15 protein-coding genes are annotated in these 16,575 nt (G+C 73.0%); 6 read left to right on the top strand and 9 right to left on the bottom strand.

The window, feature by feature from the left end:
- Positions 1-21: 21 nt before the first annotated feature.
- Positions 22-1,347: a sensor histidine kinase gene (locus AH6_RS33895; RefSeq protein ID WP_067488402.1), complete on the bottom strand. Its 1,326-nt coding sequence runs from the start codon at positions 1,345-1,347 to the stop codon at positions 22-24.
- Complete coding sequence (locus tag AH6_RS33890; protein WP_067488400.1) at positions 1,344-1,997, bottom strand: response regulator transcription factor; 654 nt, start codon at positions 1,995-1,997, stop codon at positions 1,344-1,346. Before AH6_RS33890 ends, AH6_RS33895 begins: the two co-directional genes overlap by 4 nt.
- A gap of 154 nt (positions 1,998-2,151) precedes the next feature.
- Here AH6_RS33890 and AH6_RS33885 point away from each other — a divergent pair, with 154 nt between their 5' ends.
- Positions 2,152-2,340: a hypothetical protein gene (locus tag AH6_RS33885; RefSeq protein ID WP_067488398.1), complete on the top strand. Its 189-nt coding sequence runs from the start codon at positions 2,152-2,154 to the stop codon at positions 2,338-2,340.
- A 67-nt stretch (positions 2,341-2,407) separates the two neighbouring features.
- On the opposite strand, the gene AH6_RS33880 is transcribed toward AH6_RS33885, so the two are convergent.
- The 3 genes from AH6_RS33880 to AH6_RS33870 form a co-directional block, all read right to left on the bottom strand.
- Positions 2,408-3,232: an inositol monophosphatase family protein gene (locus tag AH6_RS33880; protein WP_067488396.1), complete on the bottom strand. Its 825-nt coding sequence runs from the start codon at positions 3,230-3,232 to the stop codon at positions 2,408-2,410.
- On the bottom strand, positions 3,229-4,200 hold the full coding sequence (locus AH6_RS33875) for a ferrochelatase (RefSeq protein WP_067488394.1): 972 nt from the start codon (positions 4,198-4,200) through the stop codon (positions 3,229-3,231). The genes AH6_RS33880 and AH6_RS33875 overlap by 4 nt, the downstream gene beginning before the upstream one ends.
- Positions 4,201-4,268: 68 nt before the next feature.
- On the bottom strand, positions 4,269-5,522 hold the full coding sequence (locus AH6_RS33870) for a lytic transglycosylase domain-containing protein (protein WP_067488392.1): 1,254 nt from the start codon (positions 5,520-5,522) through the stop codon (positions 4,269-4,271).
- A gap of 139 nt (positions 5,523-5,661) precedes the next feature.
- Between AH6_RS33870 and AH6_RS33865 the strand changes: the two genes are divergently transcribed.
- Positions 5,662-6,837, top strand: a complete 1,176-nt coding sequence (locus AH6_RS33865) for an MFS transporter (RefSeq protein ID WP_067488391.1) — start codon at positions 5,662-5,664, stop codon at positions 6,835-6,837.
- Between the two features lie 43 nt (positions 6,838-6,880).
- Positions 6,881-8,191, top strand: a complete 1,311-nt coding sequence (locus AH6_RS33860) for a D-arabinono-1,4-lactone oxidase (protein WP_067488389.1) — start codon at positions 6,881-6,883, stop codon at positions 8,189-8,191.
- 58 nt (positions 8,192-8,249) lie between these two features.
- On the opposite strand, the gene AH6_RS33855 is transcribed toward AH6_RS33860, so the two are convergent.
- Positions 8,250-8,660, bottom strand: coding sequence for a hypothetical protein (locus tag AH6_RS33855; RefSeq protein ID WP_157431892.1), 411 nt, complete (start codon positions 8,658-8,660; stop codon positions 8,250-8,252).
- A gap of 120 nt (positions 8,661-8,780) precedes the next feature.
- Positions 8,781-9,785: a hypothetical protein gene (locus AH6_RS33850; protein ID WP_067488385.1), complete on the bottom strand. Its 1,005-nt coding sequence runs from the start codon at positions 9,783-9,785 to the stop codon at positions 8,781-8,783.
- Positions 9,786-10,218: 433 nt separating this feature from the next.
- Here AH6_RS33850 and sepH point away from each other — a divergent pair, with 433 nt between their 5' ends.
- Entirely contained in the window at positions 10,219-12,057 is a 1,839-nt protein-coding gene (sepH, locus tag AH6_RS46830; RefSeq protein WP_067488383.1) for a septation protein SepH, read from the top strand.
- Positions 12,058-12,096: 39 nt separating this feature from the next.
- Here the strand turns inward: sepH and AH6_RS33840 are convergent, their stop codons facing one another.
- Together AH6_RS33840 and AH6_RS33835 are read right to left on the bottom strand one after the other, a co-directional pair.
- A complete protein-coding gene (locus AH6_RS33840) occupies positions 12,097-13,539 on the bottom strand; it encodes a PH domain-containing protein (RefSeq protein WP_083983749.1) in 1,443 nt (480 codons plus the stop codon).
- A complete protein-coding gene (locus tag AH6_RS33835; RefSeq protein ID WP_067488381.1) occupies positions 13,536-14,096 on the bottom strand; it encodes a PH domain-containing protein in 561 nt (186 codons plus the stop codon). The genes AH6_RS33840 and AH6_RS33835 overlap by 4 nt, the downstream gene beginning before the upstream one ends.
- A 284-nt stretch (positions 14,097-14,380) precedes the next feature.
- Between AH6_RS33835 and AH6_RS33830 the strand changes: the two genes are divergently transcribed.
- A complete protein-coding gene (locus tag AH6_RS33830; RefSeq protein ID WP_067488379.1) occupies positions 14,381-15,370 on the top strand; it encodes an ATP-binding cassette domain-containing protein in 990 nt (329 codons plus the stop codon).
- Positions 15,367-16,173 (top strand): ABC transporter permease, encoded by an 807-nt coding sequence (locus AH6_RS33825; RefSeq protein ID WP_067488377.1) that lies wholly within the window; start codon positions 15,367-15,369, stop codon positions 16,171-16,173. Before AH6_RS33830 ends, AH6_RS33825 begins: the two co-directional genes overlap by 4 nt.
- Positions 16,174-16,575: the final 402 nt, after the last annotated feature.

Genomic DNA, 16,575 nt, shown 5'->3' with positions numbered 1-16,575 from the left:
TCCTGACGTGCCGGGCCGGGGTCAGCCGCCGCTCGGCAGCCGCACCGTGACGATCAGGCCGCCGCCGGGGCGCGGCGTGGCGTACACGGTGCCCCGGTGCGCCAGCACCACCGACCGCACGATCGACAACCCCAGCCCCGCGCCCTTGGCCGACTCCACGCGGTCGGAGTTCAGCCGCCGGAACGGCTCGAACAGCCGCTCCACCTCGTACCCCGGCACCACCGGCCCGGTGTTCTCGACCTGGACGGTGGTGAAGCCGTCCAGCACGCCGGTGCGGATCCAGACCTCGCCGCCGTCGTCGTTGTGCTTGATCGCGTTGTCCACCAGGTTGGAGACCAGGTGCTCCAGCAGCACCGGGTCGCCCTGGGTGGCGCCGGAGGTCAGCTCCTGGTGGACGGTGATGCCGCGGTCGTCGTCGGCCTCGCGGCGGCGGGTGTTGTCCAGCACCGTGGTCGCCACGTCGGCCATGTCGACCGGGGTGCGGGTGGTCAGCTCGCGCTCGCTGCGCGCCAGCAGCAGCAGGCCCTCGATCAGGCGCTCGTGCCGGGCGTTGGTGGCCAGCAACGTCTTGCCCACGGTCTTCAGGTCGTCCGACACCTCCGGGTCGCCGAGCGCGACCTCCAGCAGCGTCCGGTTGATCGCCAGCGGGGTGCGCAGCTCGTGCGAGGCGTTGGCGACGAAGCGGCGCTGGGAGTCGAACGCCTGGCCCAGCCGCTCCAGCATCGCGTCGAAGGTGTCGGCCAGCTCCTTGATCTCGTCGTCGGGGCCCTGGAGCGCGATGCGCTCGTGCAGGGTGCTCTCCGACAACCGGCGCGCGGTGACGGTGACGCGCTGGATCGGGCTGAGCGCGCGGTCGGCCACGAAGTAGCCCAGCACCAGCGCGATGATGCCGACCCCGGCGAGGGCCAGCAGCGAGCGGCCGATGAGCTGCTTCATCGCCAGGTGCTTGATGGGCTCGGGGTCGATGAACGTGCCGTCGGGGGTGCGGAAGCCCCAGCCGGGCGGGAACACCGAGTCCAGGATCGAGTCGACCAGGATGTAGGTGACCAGCAGCAGCAGCGCCCCGGCCATGAAGAACAGCAGGCCGTACAGGACGGTCAGGCGGAGCCGGACGCTGACCCGGCTCGGCAGCGCCTTCACGTCGGCCAGGAAGGGCGCGGCGGGACGCTCGGGCAGCGGGTAGGGGCCGGTGCCCATGCGGGTGCCCAGCCGGCCGAAGTGCGCGCCCTGCGGGGCGGCCTGCGGAGCCTGGGGAGCCGTCTGCTGGGCGCTGGTCGGCGAGGTGGCCTGCGGTGCCGCCTGCGGAGCGGCCTGCGGCTCGGCCCCGTCGGGCTGCGCCGCGCTCACAGCCGGTACCCCACGCCGGGCACCGTCTCGATCACCGGCGGGTCGCCCAGCTTCTTGCGCAGCGTCATCATCGTCACGCGCACCACGTTGGTGAACGGGTCGATGTGCTCGTCCCACGCCTTCTCCAGCAGCTGCTCGGAGCTGACCACCGCGCCGTCGGCGCTGAGCAGCACCTCCAGCACCGCGAACTCCTTGCGGGTCAGCTCGACCGGGCGGCCGTCGCGCTGCACCTCGCGGCGCGAGGGGTCCAGCGTCACGCCGTTGCGCTCCAGGACCGGCGGCAGCGGCGCGGCCGCGCGGCGGCCCAGCGCGCGCACCCGGGCGATCAGCTCGGCGAACGCGAACGGCTTGGGCAGGTAGTCGTCGGCGCCGATGGACAGCCCCTCGACCTTGTCGTCCAGCTCGCCGGCCGCGGTCAGCATGATGATCCGCGCCGGGTAGCGGCGGCCCACCAGCTCGCGGCACACGTCGTCGCCGTGCACCCGGGGCAGGTCGCGGTCCAGCACGATCACGTCGTAGTCGTTGACGCCGGCCCGCTCCAGCGCGCCGGCGCCGTCGTAGGCCACGTCCACGGCCAGGGACTGGCGGCGCAGCCCGGTGGCGATGGCGTCGGCCATCACCCGCTCGTCCTCGACGACTAGAACCCGCACAGGGCACCCCTCAATCTGTCTTCCCCAGCTATGCCACGGCCGCCGTAAGACGCCTGTAAGTCCCGGTCCGGACACGCCCCGAATTCCCCACCAGGAACAGGTTTACCGCAACGACGACCCTGGGTAGGGAGGGCCTGATCCGGGAGGAGGCCCCTTGGGCGAGTTGTCACGCACGATCCAGCAGCGGCTCGATGACGCTTACGCATCGCTCCGCACCGCCCACGCGGACGGCGACATCTACCTGGTGGACGCGCGCCAGGAGGAGATCAAGGAACTGCGCCGGATCGCGGCGAATCACGACATCGGCATCGAGAACCCCCGCTGCGACGACGTTCCAGCCTGACTGCCGACAGGTGAGGCCGGGATCCCCTCCGGATCCCGGCCTCGTGTCATTCCCGGACCACGACCGGTCAGTCGTGGGCGGGGTCCAGCGGGGCCAGCAGGTCGTGCAGGGCCGCGAAGACGCCGGGCCCGGCGGCGATCGCCAGCTCCGGGCTGACCGGCGCGCCGTCCAGCCCCTCGACGCGGCCGCCCGCCTCCTGGACGATCAGCGCTCCGGCCGCCACGTCCCACGCCTGCACGCCGCGCTCGTAGTAGGCGTCCACCCGGCCCGCCGCCAGCGAGCACAGGTCCACGCAGCACGAGCCACCGCGCCGGATGTCGCGCACGGCTGGCAGCACGTGGGTCAGCACCTGCGCCTGGTGAGCGCGCCGTTCAGTGAAGTACCCGAACCCGGTGGCGACCAGCGCCCGCTCCAGCGGCACCTCCGCGTTGACGCGCAGCTCTCGCGTGCCCGCGGCGGTGTGCAGCAGCGCACCGCCGCCGCGCACGGCGGTGTAGGTCTCGCCGCGGCGCGGCATGTCGATCGCCCCGGCCACCGTGACGCCGTCCACCTCGGCGGCGATGCTGACGGCCCAGTCGGGCAGGTCGTACAGGTAGTTGACGGTGCCGTCGATGGGGTCGATCACCCACCGCACCGCGCCGTCACCGGTGGCGTCGCCGCCCTCCTGAACGCCGCCCTCCTCGCCGAGGAAGGCGTCGCCGGGCCGGACCGCCCGGATCCGCTCGATGATCAGCGCCTCGGCGGCGCGGTCCATCTGGGTGACCACGTCGGTGGGGCTGGACTTGGTCTGCACGACCTCCGGTCCCGTGACCGGCCGCTTGTCGACCAGCATGCGGCCCGCCTCGCGGGCGGTGGCGACGGCCAGGTCGCGGAGCTGCTCGGGCAAGCTCATCGGGTCTCCTCCACTCGGGTCCGCTCCCGCGCCTTGTCCTCTGCCGTGTCCTGCGCCTCGGCGAGCAGTTCGCGGACCATCGCCACGAAGCGCGGGTGGGTACTGGGGGTGGCGGCGCGCTCGAACGTCATGCCGAGTTCGGCGGCCAGGTTCGCGGCCTCGGTGTCGAGGTCGTACATGACCTCCATGTGGTCCGACACGAACCCGACCGGCACGTTCACCACGGCGGGCACGCCCTCGGCGTGCAGTTTCCGCAGGTGGTCGCCGATGTCGGGCTCCAGCCAGGGCTGGCTGGGCGGGCCGCTGCGGCTCTGGTAGACCAGCTCCCAGCGCTGCTCGGGCGCGGCGCGTCCGGCGACCTTCGCGGAGATCTCTTCGAGTTCGGCGGTGTACTGCTCGCGGCCGGGCTGGTCCAGCGGGACGCTGTGGGCGCTGAACGCGATGTGCGCGGCGTCGCGGACGTCGTCCGGGAGGCGGTCCAGCGCGGCGCGGGTGGCCTCCACGAACGGCTCCACGAAACCGGGCCGGTCGTAGTACACCGGAAGCTTGTCGATCTCGGGAGCGCCGGGGACCTCCTCGCGTGCGCGCGCGATGTCCTCCAGGTACTGGCGGGCGGTGGAGTAGCCGCTGTAGGCGGAGGTCACGAACGCGGCGGCGCGGCGGACGCCGTCGGCGGTCATCTGGCGGACGGTGTCGGCCAGGTAGGGGTCCCAGTTGCGGTTCCCCCAGTAGACCGGCAGGTCCACGCCGTGCGCGGCGAAATCCGCTTCGATGGCCGCCTTGAGGTCGCGGCACTGCTGGTTGATGGGGCTGACCCCGCCGAACAGGTAGTAGTGCTCGCCGACCTCGGCGAGGCGCTCCCGAGGGATGTTGCGGCCGCGCGTCACGTTCTCCAGGAACGGGATCACGTCCTCGGGCCCCTCGGGCCCCCCGAAGGACAGCAGGAGCAGCGCGTCGTAGGACGTCATGCTTCCATCCAACCAGGCGGTCTCCAGTGGGCCGTGTCACCCCGCCGCGTCGCCGTCCACGGCGTCGCTCAGGTGTAGCGGGCCGCGTATGCCCTAGCCAGCGCGAGCACCTTCTGCACATACCAGTCGGCGTGGTTGTAGTGCCAGACCGCGCGGTAGAGCTGCTTGCCGCCGCGCCCGGCGCCGTTGGCGCACAGGTACTTGGCCGCGCCGGGGATGGCGTCGTAGGGGTTCATGATGTCGGCCTTGCCGTCCCCGTCGCCGTCCACCCCGTACGCCTTCCACGTCGCGGGCATGAACTGCATCGGGCCGAGCGCGCCCGCGCTGGAGCGGCCGGGGTTGCGGTTGTGGTCGCTCTCGACCTGCCCGATCGCCGCCAGGACCGTCCAGGACAGGCCGGGGCAGGAGGTGGCGGCCTGTTTGTAGAGGTCGAGGTAGCTGCCGGGACGGCCGCCGCCGTCGGCGGGCGTCTGGTACTTGCCCTCGTGCAGGTTGACGACGTTGCCGCCGCTCAGGACCTTCTTGACGGCCCGGACGAGCTTGGCGGGGTCGACGCCGGGCGCGTTCACCAGGACCGCCACGTTCGGCACCAGGCCGATGTCGGCCCCGGCCTTGCGGCCGACCAGCAGGTCGATGCCGGGCAGGCCGAGCGCGCCCGAGCCGCCCATCACCAGCGTGGGCATCGTGCGGCCGACCACCGGGTACCGGAGGCCGCGGGCGAGCTGGAGCTGCTCGGCGGCGGTGCTGGAGGCCACGAACTGGCCGCCCGCCAGCGCCGACCACAGCTCGGTCTTCTTGGCGGTGCCCGGCGGGGTCCAGGAGCGGAAGGCGGAGGGGTCCACCGCGAAGGTGTTGATCGAGCGGCCCTGCAACTGCACCGCGCCGCCCGACACCGCGATCACGTCGCGCACCTTGCCCAGCTTGCGGATCTTCGCGATCTGCGCGGCGGTGATCGGCCTGCCGCCCGAGACGGCCAGGACGTCCGGCGGGACGACGCGCTTCAGCGGCGCGAGGCCGCCGCCGTCGGTGAGATTGGTCACCGGACCGCCGGGGCCGGTCGTGGGCGCGCCCGCCTGCGGGGTGACGGTCTCCTCGCCGGACCGCTTCTCGCTGGTGAGGGCGGTGTAGACGCCGCCGCCCAGGGTGCCCGCCGCCAGCACGGCGATCCCGGCGGCCAGGACCGGCAGGCCCCGGCGACGTCCACCCCTGGCGGATTTAGCCGACTTGTCGGGCGGGGGCTTCTTCTTCCCGGGGACGCCGGAGGAGGGCGGCACGTCCGGCTGCCGGCCGGTGCGCGGTGGAGAAGAAGGAGCCACAACCATTCCCAACGAGTGTCGCTACGGGCGTTACACGGCTTCGCAGGTGATTCGCCCAGGTAACGTGATCATGTTTTGACGTCGAGGTCCGCGGACCGGGGACCGCCGGTCGCCCGCCCCCGGGGGCCGGGTGAAGGAGACGCCGGTGCCCAGTCCGTACCGGGAGTTGTTGTCGGTTCCCGGGGCCCGGCTCTTCGTCGCCGCGGGGTTCGTCGGGCGCCTGTCGATGGCCATGACGGGCATCGGCGTGGTCCTCCTGGTGTCCGCGGTCACCGGATCGTACGGTATCGCCGGGGCGGTGGCGGCGACGCTGTCGCTGTCCTACGCGGCCGGGTCGCCGCTGAGCGCCCGGTTCGCCGACCGGTACGGGCAGCGGCGGGTGCTGGTGCCGGTGGTGCTGGCCAACTCCGCGAGCATCGCGGCCCTGATCACCTGCGTGCAACTGGACCTGCCGAGCTGGACGTTCTTTCCGGCCGCGGTGCTGGCCGGGCTGACGCAGGTGTCGCTCGGCGCGTGGGTGCGGGCGCGCTGGTCCTACGCGCTGCGCGAGACCCCGGCGCGGCTCCATTCGGCGTTCGCGTTCGAGAGCGTGGTGGACGAGAGCATCTTCGTCACCGGTCCCATGGTCGTCACCGCGCTGTCCACCGGCGTGCACCCGGCGGCGGGCCTGGTGGCGTCGGCGGCGTGCACGCTGACCGGCTGCCTGGCGCTGGCCGCCCAGCGCGGCACCGAACCTCCCCCGCGCCCGCGCGAGCCGGGGGTGCGGACCGGCAGCGTGCTGCGCAACCGGGCGGTGCGGGTGCTGACGCCGGTGTTCCTGATGCTGGGCGTGGTGTTCGGCGCGATCGACGTCAGCGGCGTCGCCTTCGCCGAGGAGACCGGGCACAAGGCGCTGGCCGGGGTGCTGCTGGGCTGCTACGCCCTGGGCAGCGGCTCGGCGGCGCTCTGGTACGGGGCGCGGCGCTGGAGCGCTCCACTCGCCCACCGCTTCCGGGTCGGCCTGCTGGTGCTGCCGGTGGCGCTGGTGCCGCCGGTGCTGGTGGGGGACCTGTGGCTGATGATGTTCGTGGTGTTCTTCTCCGGCCTGGCGATCTCGCCGTCGGTCATCCCCGGCTACAGCCTGGTCGAGCAGCGGGTGCCGCCCCGGCAGCTCACCGAGGGGCTGGCGCTGGTCTCCACCTCCGTCGGGGTCGGGGTGGCGCTGGGGGCGTCGTTGTCGGGGCGGCTGGTGGACGCGTTCGGGTCGGGGGCGGCGTTCCTGGTGCCGCTGACGGCGGCGGCGGTGGCGGCGCTGCTGGGCGTGCTCGGTACCCGTAAGTAAACGTGAACTTTCCTCACGAACGATTGCCGGATAGAGTCACCGCATGTCCCCCGTGAGCACTGAAAAGTGGCAGAACTGGGCTGGAAACCAGCAGGTCACGCCACGTCGCGTCCAGGTTCCGCGCTCCACGGCCGAGGTGGCCGAGGCCGTCCGCACGGCCGCCGCCGACGGGCTGACCGTCCGGATGACCGGCACCGGTCACTCCTTCACCGGCGCGGCCATCGCCGAGGATCTGCTGCTGCGGCCCACCGGGCTCACGGCCGTCCGCTCGGTGGACACCGCCTCGGGCCTGGTCACCGTCGAGGCGGGGCTGCCGCTGCACCGGATGAACAAGCTGCTGGACGAGCACGGCCTGGCGCTGGCCAACATGGGCGACATCCAGGAGCAGACCGTCGCCGGGGCCCTCCAGACCGCCACCCACGGCACCGGCCGCGACGCCGCCGGGCTCGCCTCCCAGGTCGCGGCGCTGGAACTGGTGCTGGCCGACGGCAGCGTGGTCACCTGCTCGCCGGACGAGCGCCCCGAGCTGTTCGACGCCGCCCGCGCGGGCCTCGGCGCGCTCGGCGTCGTGACCGCGATCACCTGGAAGACCGTCCCGTCCTTCCTGCTGCGCGCCCAGGAGGCGCCGATGAAGTGGGACGAGGTGCTGGCGCGGGTGGACGAGTTCGACGCGGCCAACGAGCACTTCGAGTTCTACTGGTTCCCGCACACCGAGGGTTGCCTGACCAAGCGCAACAACCGCGTGGCGGGCCCGGCGCAACCGCTGTCGAAGTTCAAGGGCTGGCTGGACGACGAGTTCCTGTCCAACACCCTGTTCGGCGGGATCAACAAGCTCACCCACCGCGTCCCGGGCGCGGCGCCGTTCGTCAACGGCATCTCGGCCAAGGCCCTGGGCGCGCGCACCTACAGCGACACCTCCTACAAGGTGTTCACCAGCCCGCGCACGGTGCGCTTCAAGGAGCAGGAGTACGCGATCCCGCGCGAGCAGCTCGTGCCCGCGCTGCGGGACCTGCGCGCGCTGTTCGAGAAGCGGGACTGGCGGATCAGCTTCCCCATCGAGGTGCGGCTGCTGCCGGAGGAGGACGCCTGGTTGTCGATGGCGTACGGCCGCCGCTCGGCGTTCATCGCGGTGCACGTCTACCACCGCGACCCGCACGAGGAGTACTTCCGGGGCGTGGAGGACCTGATGACCTCGATCGGCGGGCGGCCGCACTGGGGGAAGATGCACACCCGCGACGCCGCCTACCTGGAGACGGTCTACCCGCGCTTCGGCGACTTCCGGGCACTGCGCGACGAACTGGACCCCGAGCGCCGCTTCGCCAACCCGTACACGCGGCAGGTCTTCGGCGCCTGAGCCGACACCGGCACCGCCGAACGCCGCCGTTCCCGCGAGGGGCGGCGGCGTTCGCCGTTCATCCCGCGCCGCAGGGGCTGCCGTTCGTCGTCGAGATGTCGGCGCCGGGATAGTCGTGGTAGTCGATGGCCTCCACCCCGCCGAAGAACCCCGCCAGCACGTTCACGCACAACAGCAGCCCGAGCACGACCTTGGCCCATGCCGGGACCTGCGGCAACGCCAGGCACACCACCGCGACGACGACCGCCGCCACCAGCACGGCCAGCACCACGATGACCACGGCGTAGGGGTAGCCCTTGGTCCACTCGGCGGCCTCGGGGTTCCGCGCGCACATCCGCTGGGTCGCGTCGTCGGCGTGCTGCTGGAGCGTTCCCATCAGCCACAACCCGGCGGGGCCCAGGAGACCGAGCAGGATCGCCCCCAGCGCCACGCCCGTCCACGTGCGCTTCGCCACATCGATCCTCGCCATACCGTCCTCTGCCATATCCGCCCGATCCCGACAGCGCCACCTTTCCGCCAGGGACGGCCCGGCGTCCAGACGCGACGAGGCCCCCGCCGGATCGGCGGGGGCCTCGTCACACGGGGATCGTCAGGACGGCCGGACGTTCTGGCGGCTCTGCGTGTCCGCGCCCGCGCCCGCACCGCCCTCCTGGTCGTCCTGCCCGTCGTCGGGGCGGGGCTGCCCGCCGTCGGGCGTCTTGGGCGGAGTGACCGGCGCGCTCGTGGGCGGCGTGGTCGGCCGGTCGCTGGGCCGCGTGCTCGGCTCCCCGGTGGAAGGGGTCGAGGGCGTGCCGGTCGGCTGCCGCGAGGGCTCGCCGGTCGGCTCGGACGAGCGGCCGGGGGCCGGGGCGTCGCCGTCCTCGGAGGGCGTGCCGTCGGGGCTCTTCGACGGCGCCGGGTCCCGGTCGGTCGTGTCGCCCTGCGAGCGGCCGAGGTTGTTCCAGGTGGTGCCGGTGCCCTGGGTGACGCCGACCCAGCCCGAGGCCGGCTTGTTGGTGATCTTCTCGGCGACGGTGATGCCGCCCATCACCACCCCGAAGATCACCAGCGACGACACCGCCAGCACCTTCCAGCGCTGCCGCGCCCACACCAGGGTCGCGGCCAGCGCCGCCTGCCACGCCGCGCGCCGGACGGCCCCGTCGTCGGCCCCGGACGCCACCTCCCCGGCCACGGCCTCGGCGGGCCCGCCGCCGTCCAGCCGGGTGGCGTTCGGGTCGCCGCCGACCGGCAGGTCCAGGCGGGTGGCGCCGGGGTCCATGCGGGTGGCGTTGGGATCGCCTCCGGCGGCCGCCTCGGCGGGCCAGGCGACGGTCCGGGTCGGGTCGGCGCTGGTGGCGCGCCCGGCGGCGGCGTGCGCCGTCTCGCGCCCGTGCAGCGCCGCCTGGAGATGCGTGCGCTCCTTGATCTGCTCCTTGCCCTGGTCCAGGTAGTGCTTGGCGACCGCGGCCCCCGCCGTGGACACCACGCTCATGAACGCGGCCCCGAGGATCGTCCCGTACACCCCCAGGAAGGACGCGCCCACGGCGGCGGCGAGCGTGGCCAGGCCGCTGGCGATCAGTTGGGTCGTGCTCAGATCGGGCAGCTTGCGCTGCATCGACGAATCCCCCTATTCGGTTCGACCATAATTACCCCCACAACCGGAACTAACGGGGCGGCGAAGGTGTTCCAGTACCCCGGCGTGAGGATGACAACCCGAAAACACTGGAGCGGCGGGGGCCCGTCAGGCACAGTGTGGAAAAGGATGCACAAGAATCGGGTAGGGCGCCTCCCGCCGGACCTCGGCACGGGCAAGCTTGGTCAGGTGCCCTCTTCCAGCACGTGGAGAGGGCTTCGAGAGCGGCGATGTTCGGACATGCCGGGTACGGTGCTGGCAGCAGGTGTGTCCGAAAGAGAGACTCGGGAACCCGGGGGAAGGGCACGCATGCGCCCTCGGTGGGAACCGGGCGACCGGACGGCGCGAGCGGGCTCGTGACCGGGCGGAGGCCCGGCGCCCTCCGTGCCGTCAGGACAGGGCAGGAAGGACACGCATGCAGGAGCTGCGCCTCGTCGCGGTCAGCGAGGACGGTACGTACCTCGTCCTGGCCACCGCGGGCCGAGGCACCCGGTTCACGCTGCCCGTCGACGACCGGCTGCGCGCCGCGGTCCGTGGGCACTTCTCCCGCCTCGGCCAGTTCGAGATCGAAGTGGAGAGTCCCTTGCGCCCCAAGGAGATCCAGGCTCGCATCCGGTCCGGCGAGACGGCGGAGGAGATCGCCGAGTCGGCGGGCATCCCGGTCGAGCGCGTCCGCTGGTTCGAGGGACCGGTCCTGCAGGAGCGCGAGTACATGGCCCAGCAGGCGCAGCGCGTGGCGGTCCGCCGCCCCGGCGAGAACGCGCCCGGCCCGCCGCTCGGCGAGACCGTCGAGGAGCGCCTGGGCCGCGGCGGCATCGACCTGGAAGAGGTCGAGTGGGACTCCTGGAAGTGCGAGAACAGCACCTGGCGGGTCCGGCTGTCGTTCTTCGAGGGCGGCCGCCCGCACGCCGCCGAGTGGGTCTTCGACCCGCGCCGCCGCATGGTGTCCCCGCTGGACGAGGTCGCCGCGCGGCTGACCGCGGTGGAGTGGGACGAGGAGGCGCTGTCGGACACCGTCACGCCGCTGGTGCCGCGCCGCCCCGCGATGAAGGTCGTGCCGAGCGAGCCGTCCCCGCCGCCCCGCGACCTGGCGCCCGCGCGCGGCATCCCGAGCGAGAGCGAGCATCCGGACGAGCTGCAGAACGGCTACATCGTGGAGCGCGGGCGGATGGTGGACCCGCGCCCGGCGTTCAGCGGCCGCGAGGTGCCGCCGCCGGCCCCGGCGTCGGCGCTGCCGCCGGCGGAGCCGCCGCGCCCGGTCGAGGCGCCGCGTTCCGTGGAAGCACCGCGCGCGGCCGAGCCGCCGCGCGCGGTGGAGTCCCCGCGCTCGGTGGAGTCTTCGCGCCCGGCCGAGCAGCCACGCTCGATGGAGTCCCGGCGCTCGCCGGAGTCTTCGCGCCCGGCTGAGCCGTCGCGCCCGGTGGAGCCCTCGCGTCCGTCGGAGCCGTCGCGTCCGGTCGAGCAGCCGCGCCCGGTCGAGTCCCCGCGTTCGTCGGAGCCCTCGCCTTCCCCGGAGCCCTCGCGTCCGGCGGAGCAGCCGCGTCCGGTCGAGCCGCCGCGCCTGGCCGAGTACGCGCCCGAGCGGCACGAGGAAGAGGCGGAGGAGCCGGTCAAGGCCCCCGAGCCCAAGCCCGAGCCCGCCGCGAAGGCCGACGCTCCGCGCCCGGAGCCGGAGCCCGCCGCCGTCGAGGCCGAGGAGCCCGCCGAGCCGGAAGCCGCGCACGAGCAGGAGCGCCCCGCCGCGCCCGAGGAGCAGGAGACGGCCGCGGCCGCCGAGCCCGAGCCCGTCGAGGCCGAAGCCGAGCCGGAGCAGCCCGAAGCGGTCGAGGAGCCGGAGGAGCCCGCCGCGGAGAAGGCGGAGGACGAGGCCACCGAGACGGCCGAGGCCGAGCAGCCCGAGGACGCGGAGCGTCCAGAGGAGCCCGACCAGCCGGACGAGCCCGAGCAGCCTCAGCAGCAGCCCGAGCGTCCCGCCGCGAAGGAGGCGCCCAAGCCGGGCCCGCCGCCGCAGCGCCCGCCGCACCGGGAGAACACGCGTCCCCCGGCCAAGAAGAAGAGCACGGCCCGCCCGTCGATGCCGGCCGCGCAGTCCGCGCAGCAGGAGAAGCCGGCGGCCGCCGCCGCGGCCGACAGCACGCCCGCCGCCGCCGCTGCGGCGCAGCGTGCCGCCCGGGGCCGCCGCAAGGCCAAGGGCAAGCGCGCCTCGGTGCCGTCCTGGGACGAGATCATGTTCGGCGCCCGCCGCCCGGACTAGCCGGCCCGGACCCGCCGCCCGCGCGAGCAGGGCGGCGGGTCAGCCCTCCTCGCGGCCCTCGACGAAGGGCAGCACCCACTCGGGCGTGATCCGCGCCGCCAGCGCCACCGCGTCCCGCTCGGCCATGTCGATGGCGGGATAGGCGCCCTCCCCCGCGCCGACCGCGACGATGAGCGTGGCCAGGCCCAGCCGCCGCTGGAAGAGCGTCCGCCGGACCCGCCAGCCGATGACCGCGCCGTGCTCGACGACGACCTGGTGGCGGCGCAACGACCCCGACCGCACGGTCAGCCGCTCGGCGTCGGTGGCGTGCCCGAGCTGCCGGTAGCGGTCCAGGCCCAGCGGCACGGCGAGCACCGCCAGCACCAGGCACCCGTAGACGACCCAGGGCTGCCCGGCCAGCAGCGCGATCAGGGCGACGCCCAGCGGCGGGCCGACGGCGCGCAGCACCCGACGTCCCCGCGCCGCCTTGGGATGCGGGATGAGCGCGCTGGGCAGCGGGCCCAGGACGGAGACGGCGAGCGAGTCGGCGAACCCGCGCGGCGCGGCGGGCAGGAGCCGTCCCCGGTGGGCGGCGTCGCCGAGGCCGGTGACCAGCGCGGTGAGGCGCACGACGCCGGCCACGCGCTCGAAGGGGTTGTCGGCCAGCTCGACGCCGCGGATGCGGCGGCGCTCCAGCGAGACGCTGCGCCGGGAGAGCCGCCCGCGCTCGGCGACGACCGAGCCGTCCCGGGCCAGCACGGTGAAGTCCCAGTTGACGACGGCGAACACGATCACCGACATGACCGGCATGGCGAGCACGAACAGGACGACCAGCACGATCACCCCGAGCGTCGGCAGCCCCACGACCTCGTGGCCGACATCGGCCAGGCGCTCGCGGGTGACCAGCCCCAGGTCGTCGCTGAGGTTGTAGAGGGTGCCGAGGGCGCTGCCTGCCAGGGCGAACGGTGTCAGCAGGTAGGCGCCGCTCAGCGGCGCGTACAGGTACCAGCGCGGCCGCATCCGGGCGAGCGTGCGGCGGGGCGGCGGCGTCCCGGCGGGGGGCGCGGCGGCCGACCGGGTCAGCAGCACCTTCCGGAGCCGCTCGGCCTCCTGCCGGGAGACGGCGTTCAGCTCCCCCTCGCCGCCGTCGGCCCCGGCGTCGATGTGGACGATCGCGAGGCCCAGCAGGCGGTGCGGGAAAGTCGCGTTGATATCCACGCCCCGAATACGGTCCAGCGGAATTGTCTTTACCGAACGTCCGATAAGTGAGCGCCGCAGTTCGATCCGGTCCGGGTACAACGTGTAGGTGAAGGTCGCCCACGTCGTCACGTGGAACAGGAATCCGAACGCCAGCCCGACCAGCGTGAAATAGAAGGCGGTGGACAGCCCGCCCACCACCAGGCCGGTCGCGCCGGCGGCCAGCAGGGCGATCAGCTCGCGGGTGGCGCCGACCACGAAGGTGAGCGGGTGCAGCCGCCGGGCCCGCGCCGCCCCGTCGGTCACGTCGCGTCGTCCCGCAGGTCGTGGGCCCGGTGCGCGAGCCGCTCGGCCAGCCGGGTGGCGACGTCGACGGGCAGCCCCTCGACCCTGGAGGAGCCGGCGTGCGAGGCGGTGTTGATCTCGATGCTGGCCAGCCCCAGCATGCGTTCGATGAGGCCCTGCCGGGTGTCGACGGTCTGGATGCGGCCGACCGGGACCAGCAGCCACTCGCGGCTGAACCAGCCGGTACGGGTGTAGACGACGTCGGCGCTGACCTCCCACCGGTGCACGCGGTAGCGCCACACCGGGGCGACGGTGACCATCAGCAGCCCCTCGGCGCCCACCAGGATCGGCAACCACCAGACCCGCTCGGACAGCCACCCGGGAACCGCCGACCAGTCCGCGCCCTCGACCCAGGCCGCCACGCCCCAGGCGAGCCCGAAGCCCAGCCCCCAGACCAGCCCGTACTCGATGATCCAGTGCGCGACGGCGCGCGGCGAGACCCGGTGTGCGGGCGGCCGCAAGCGCGGCGGGCGCGGCGTCCCGCCGTCGGTCTCCTGGGTGCGCCGCACCGACGTCACACCAGGAGTCTAGATCCCCAGGCGGCGCGGGCGGCGGACCGCCTCCGGCAAGCCCCGCATCCGCCGCCCGGCAAAAATGCGAAGAAAATTCACCGCCGCGCTGACCTGCACAGATAACGGGCGACGCATTTTGTCAGACCCGCGTGCGAGATTGGGAACGGTCTTCAGCACATTGCCAGCACCCTTCAAAAACAGGATGCGTTCTCCGCCGGGCACTGCCTACGTTGACATGCCGTCGCGTCAATCCGGTGGAGTGTCCGATACCGGAGTCTCAGGGAGATCACATGACTTACGCCATCCAGGCCGAGGGCCTGGTGAAGCGGTTCGGCGACACACGGGCATTGGCCGGCGTCTCGCTCACCGCACGTCCGGGCACGGTCCTCGGCGTCCTCGGCCCCAACGGCGCGGGCAAGACGACCGCGACCCGGATCCTCGCCACGCTCATCGAGCCGACCGAGGGCCACGCCACCATCAACGGCCACGACGTCGTGAAGCAGGCCCACCAGGTGCGCCAGCTCATCGGCCTGACCGGCCAGTACGCCGGCGTCGACGAGATGCTCACCGGCACCGAGAACCTCATCCTCATCGGCCGCCTGCTGGGCCTGTCGCGCCGCGAGTCGCGCAGCCGCGCGGCCGCCCTGCTCGACCGCTTCGACCTCGCCGAGGCCGCCGAGCGCGCCGCCAAGACCTACTCCGGCGGCATGCGCCGCCGCCTCGACCTCGCCGCCAGCCTGGTCGGCCGCCCGCAGATCCTGTTCCTGGACGAGCCGACCACCGGCCTGGACCCGCGCAGCCGCAACGGCCTGTGGGACATCGTGCGCGGCCTGACCGGCGACGGCGTCACCGTCATGCTCACCACCCAGTACCTGGAGGAGGCCGACCAGCTCGCCGACGACATCGTCGTCATCGACCGCGGCCAGGTGATCGCGCAGGGCACCTCCGACCAGCTGAAGGCCCAGGTCGGCGACCAGGTGCTGGAGGTGACCCCGGTGGACGCCGCCGACACGGCGTCGGTGGCGCGCATCGTGGGCGACCTCGCCGGGGCGACCCCCGAGGTCCGCGAGGGCCTGGTGTCGGTGCCGATCGCCGACCCGGCCCTGATGCCGGCCGCCGTCCGCCGCCTGGACGAGGCGGGCGTCACGGTCGGCGCCCTGTCGCTGCGCAAGTCGAGCCTGGACGAGGTCTTCTTCGCGCTGACCGGCCACCACACCGAAGACCTCGACGCCGAAGCCGGCGAACTCGCCGACGAAGCCAAGGAAGGAGCCTCGGCATGACGACCACGGCCCTGACCCCGCCCCTGACCAAACGCGTCTCCCCCGCCACCGCGGCCCGCCACATCGGCACCCTGTCGTGGCGGAACCTGGTGCAGATCAAGCACAACCCGATGGAACTGCTGGACCTGTCGATCCAGCCCATCATGTTCGTGCTGCTGTTCGCGTACGTGTTCGGCCCCGCGATGGAGGGCAGCGTGGAGCGCTACCTGCCGATCGTGATCCCGGGCATCATCGCGCAGAACGCCCTGTTCGCGGGCATGAGCACGGGCTTCGGCCTGAACACCGACATCACCAAGGGCGTCTTCGACCGCTTCCGGAGCCTGCCGATCGCCCGCAGCGCGCCCCTGCTCGGCCGGATCATCGCCGACACCGCCAAGCAGGCGTGGTCGATGACGATCCTGCTGGTGGTGGGCTACCTGATCGGCTTCCGGGTGGAGACGAGCCCGCTGGCCCTGATCGCGGCGTTCCTCCTGCTGCTGACGTTCGCGGTCCTGTTCTCGTGGACGTCGGTCTACATCGCGATGAAGGTGAACGAACCCGAGAAGGTGCAGATCTTCGGCTTCGTGGTCATCTTCCCGCTGAGCTTCCTGAGCACGGCGTTCATCAAGTCGACGCAGGGCATCCCGGGCCCGGTGGCGTGGGTGATGGACAACAGCCCGGTGACGCACCTGGTGGAGGCGATGCGGGGCCTGCTGGTAGGCGGCCCGGTACTGGAACACGCGTGGATCTCGCTGGCGTGGGGCGTGGGGATCACACTGGTGTTCGCGCCACTGTCACTGAGAGCGTTCAAGGCACGGGCGTAGGCGGGGCTGCTGTGTGCTGGGTGCCGGGTGCTGATGGGCCCGACTTCATGGTCTAACAGCTACCCGGTCCCGGTCCTGGTCTTGGCCTTGGTCCCGCGCCCAGGCCCCACGCTCTGCGCTAAAGCTCTGCGCTCTGCGTTAAGGCTCTGCGCTTCGCGCCAAGGCTCTGCGCTTCGCGTTAAAGCTCTGCGCTTCGCGTTAAAGCCACGCTCCGCGCTAAGGGCACGCTCCGCGCCAAGCCCGCGCTCCGCGCAACTACCCCGGCCCCGCGCCCCGCGCGTGACCGCCAACCGCAACCCCGCGCCCCGCACCATCCCACCAACCCCGGCCACCGGGGACGGGGGTGCAGGGGGCAGAGCCCCTTGCCTCTTGAATCCAGCACAGCAGGGCGAAGCCCTTCGG

Origin of the sequence: Actinomadura hibisca NBRC 15177 (assembly GCF_001552635.1) — a bacterium.
Taxonomy (GTDB): Bacteria; Actinomycetota; Actinomycetes; order Streptosporangiales; family Streptosporangiaceae; genus Spirillospora; species Spirillospora hibisca.
The sequence above is the reverse complement of the archived record's forward strand: the minus strand, read 5'-3'. Positions and strand labels throughout refer to the sequence as shown.

What these genes read in the sequence shown, in the direction of transcription:
- AH6_RS33880 (WP_067488396.1), bottom strand. Translation starts at nt 3,232, where the DNA reads ATGAGCTTGCCCGAGCAGCTCCGCGACCTGGCCGTCGCCACCGCCCGC.
- AH6_RS33875 (WP_067488394.1), bottom strand. Translation starts at nt 4,200, where the DNA reads ATGACGTCCTACGACGCGCTGCTCCTGCTGTCCTTCGGGGGGCCCGAG.
- AH6_RS33870 (WP_067488392.1), bottom strand. Translation starts at nt 5,522, where the DNA reads ATGGTTGTGGCTCCTTCTTCTCCACCGCGCACCGGCCGGCAGCCGGAC.
- AH6_RS33860 (WP_067488389.1), top strand. Translation starts at nt 6,881, where the DNA reads ATGTCCCCCGTGAGCACTGAAAAGTGGCAGAACTGGGCTGGAAACCAG.
- AH6_RS33855 (WP_157431892.1), bottom strand. Translation starts at nt 8,660, where the DNA reads ATGGCGAGGATCGATGTGGCGAAGCGCACGTGGACGGGCGTGGCGCTG.
- AH6_RS33850 (WP_067488385.1), bottom strand. Translation starts at nt 9,785, where the DNA reads ATGCAGCGCAAGCTGCCCGATCTGAGCACGACCCAACTGATCGCCAGC.
- sepH (WP_067488383.1), top strand. Translation starts at nt 10,219, where the DNA reads ATGCAGGAGCTGCGCCTCGTCGCGGTCAGCGAGGACGGTACGTACCTC.
- AH6_RS33830 (WP_067488379.1), top strand. Translation starts at nt 14,381, where the DNA reads ATGACTTACGCCATCCAGGCCGAGGGCCTGGTGAAGCGGTTCGGCGAC.
- AH6_RS33825 (WP_067488377.1), top strand. Translation starts at nt 15,367, where the DNA reads ATGACGACCACGGCCCTGACCCCGCCCCTGACCAAACGCGTCTCCCCC.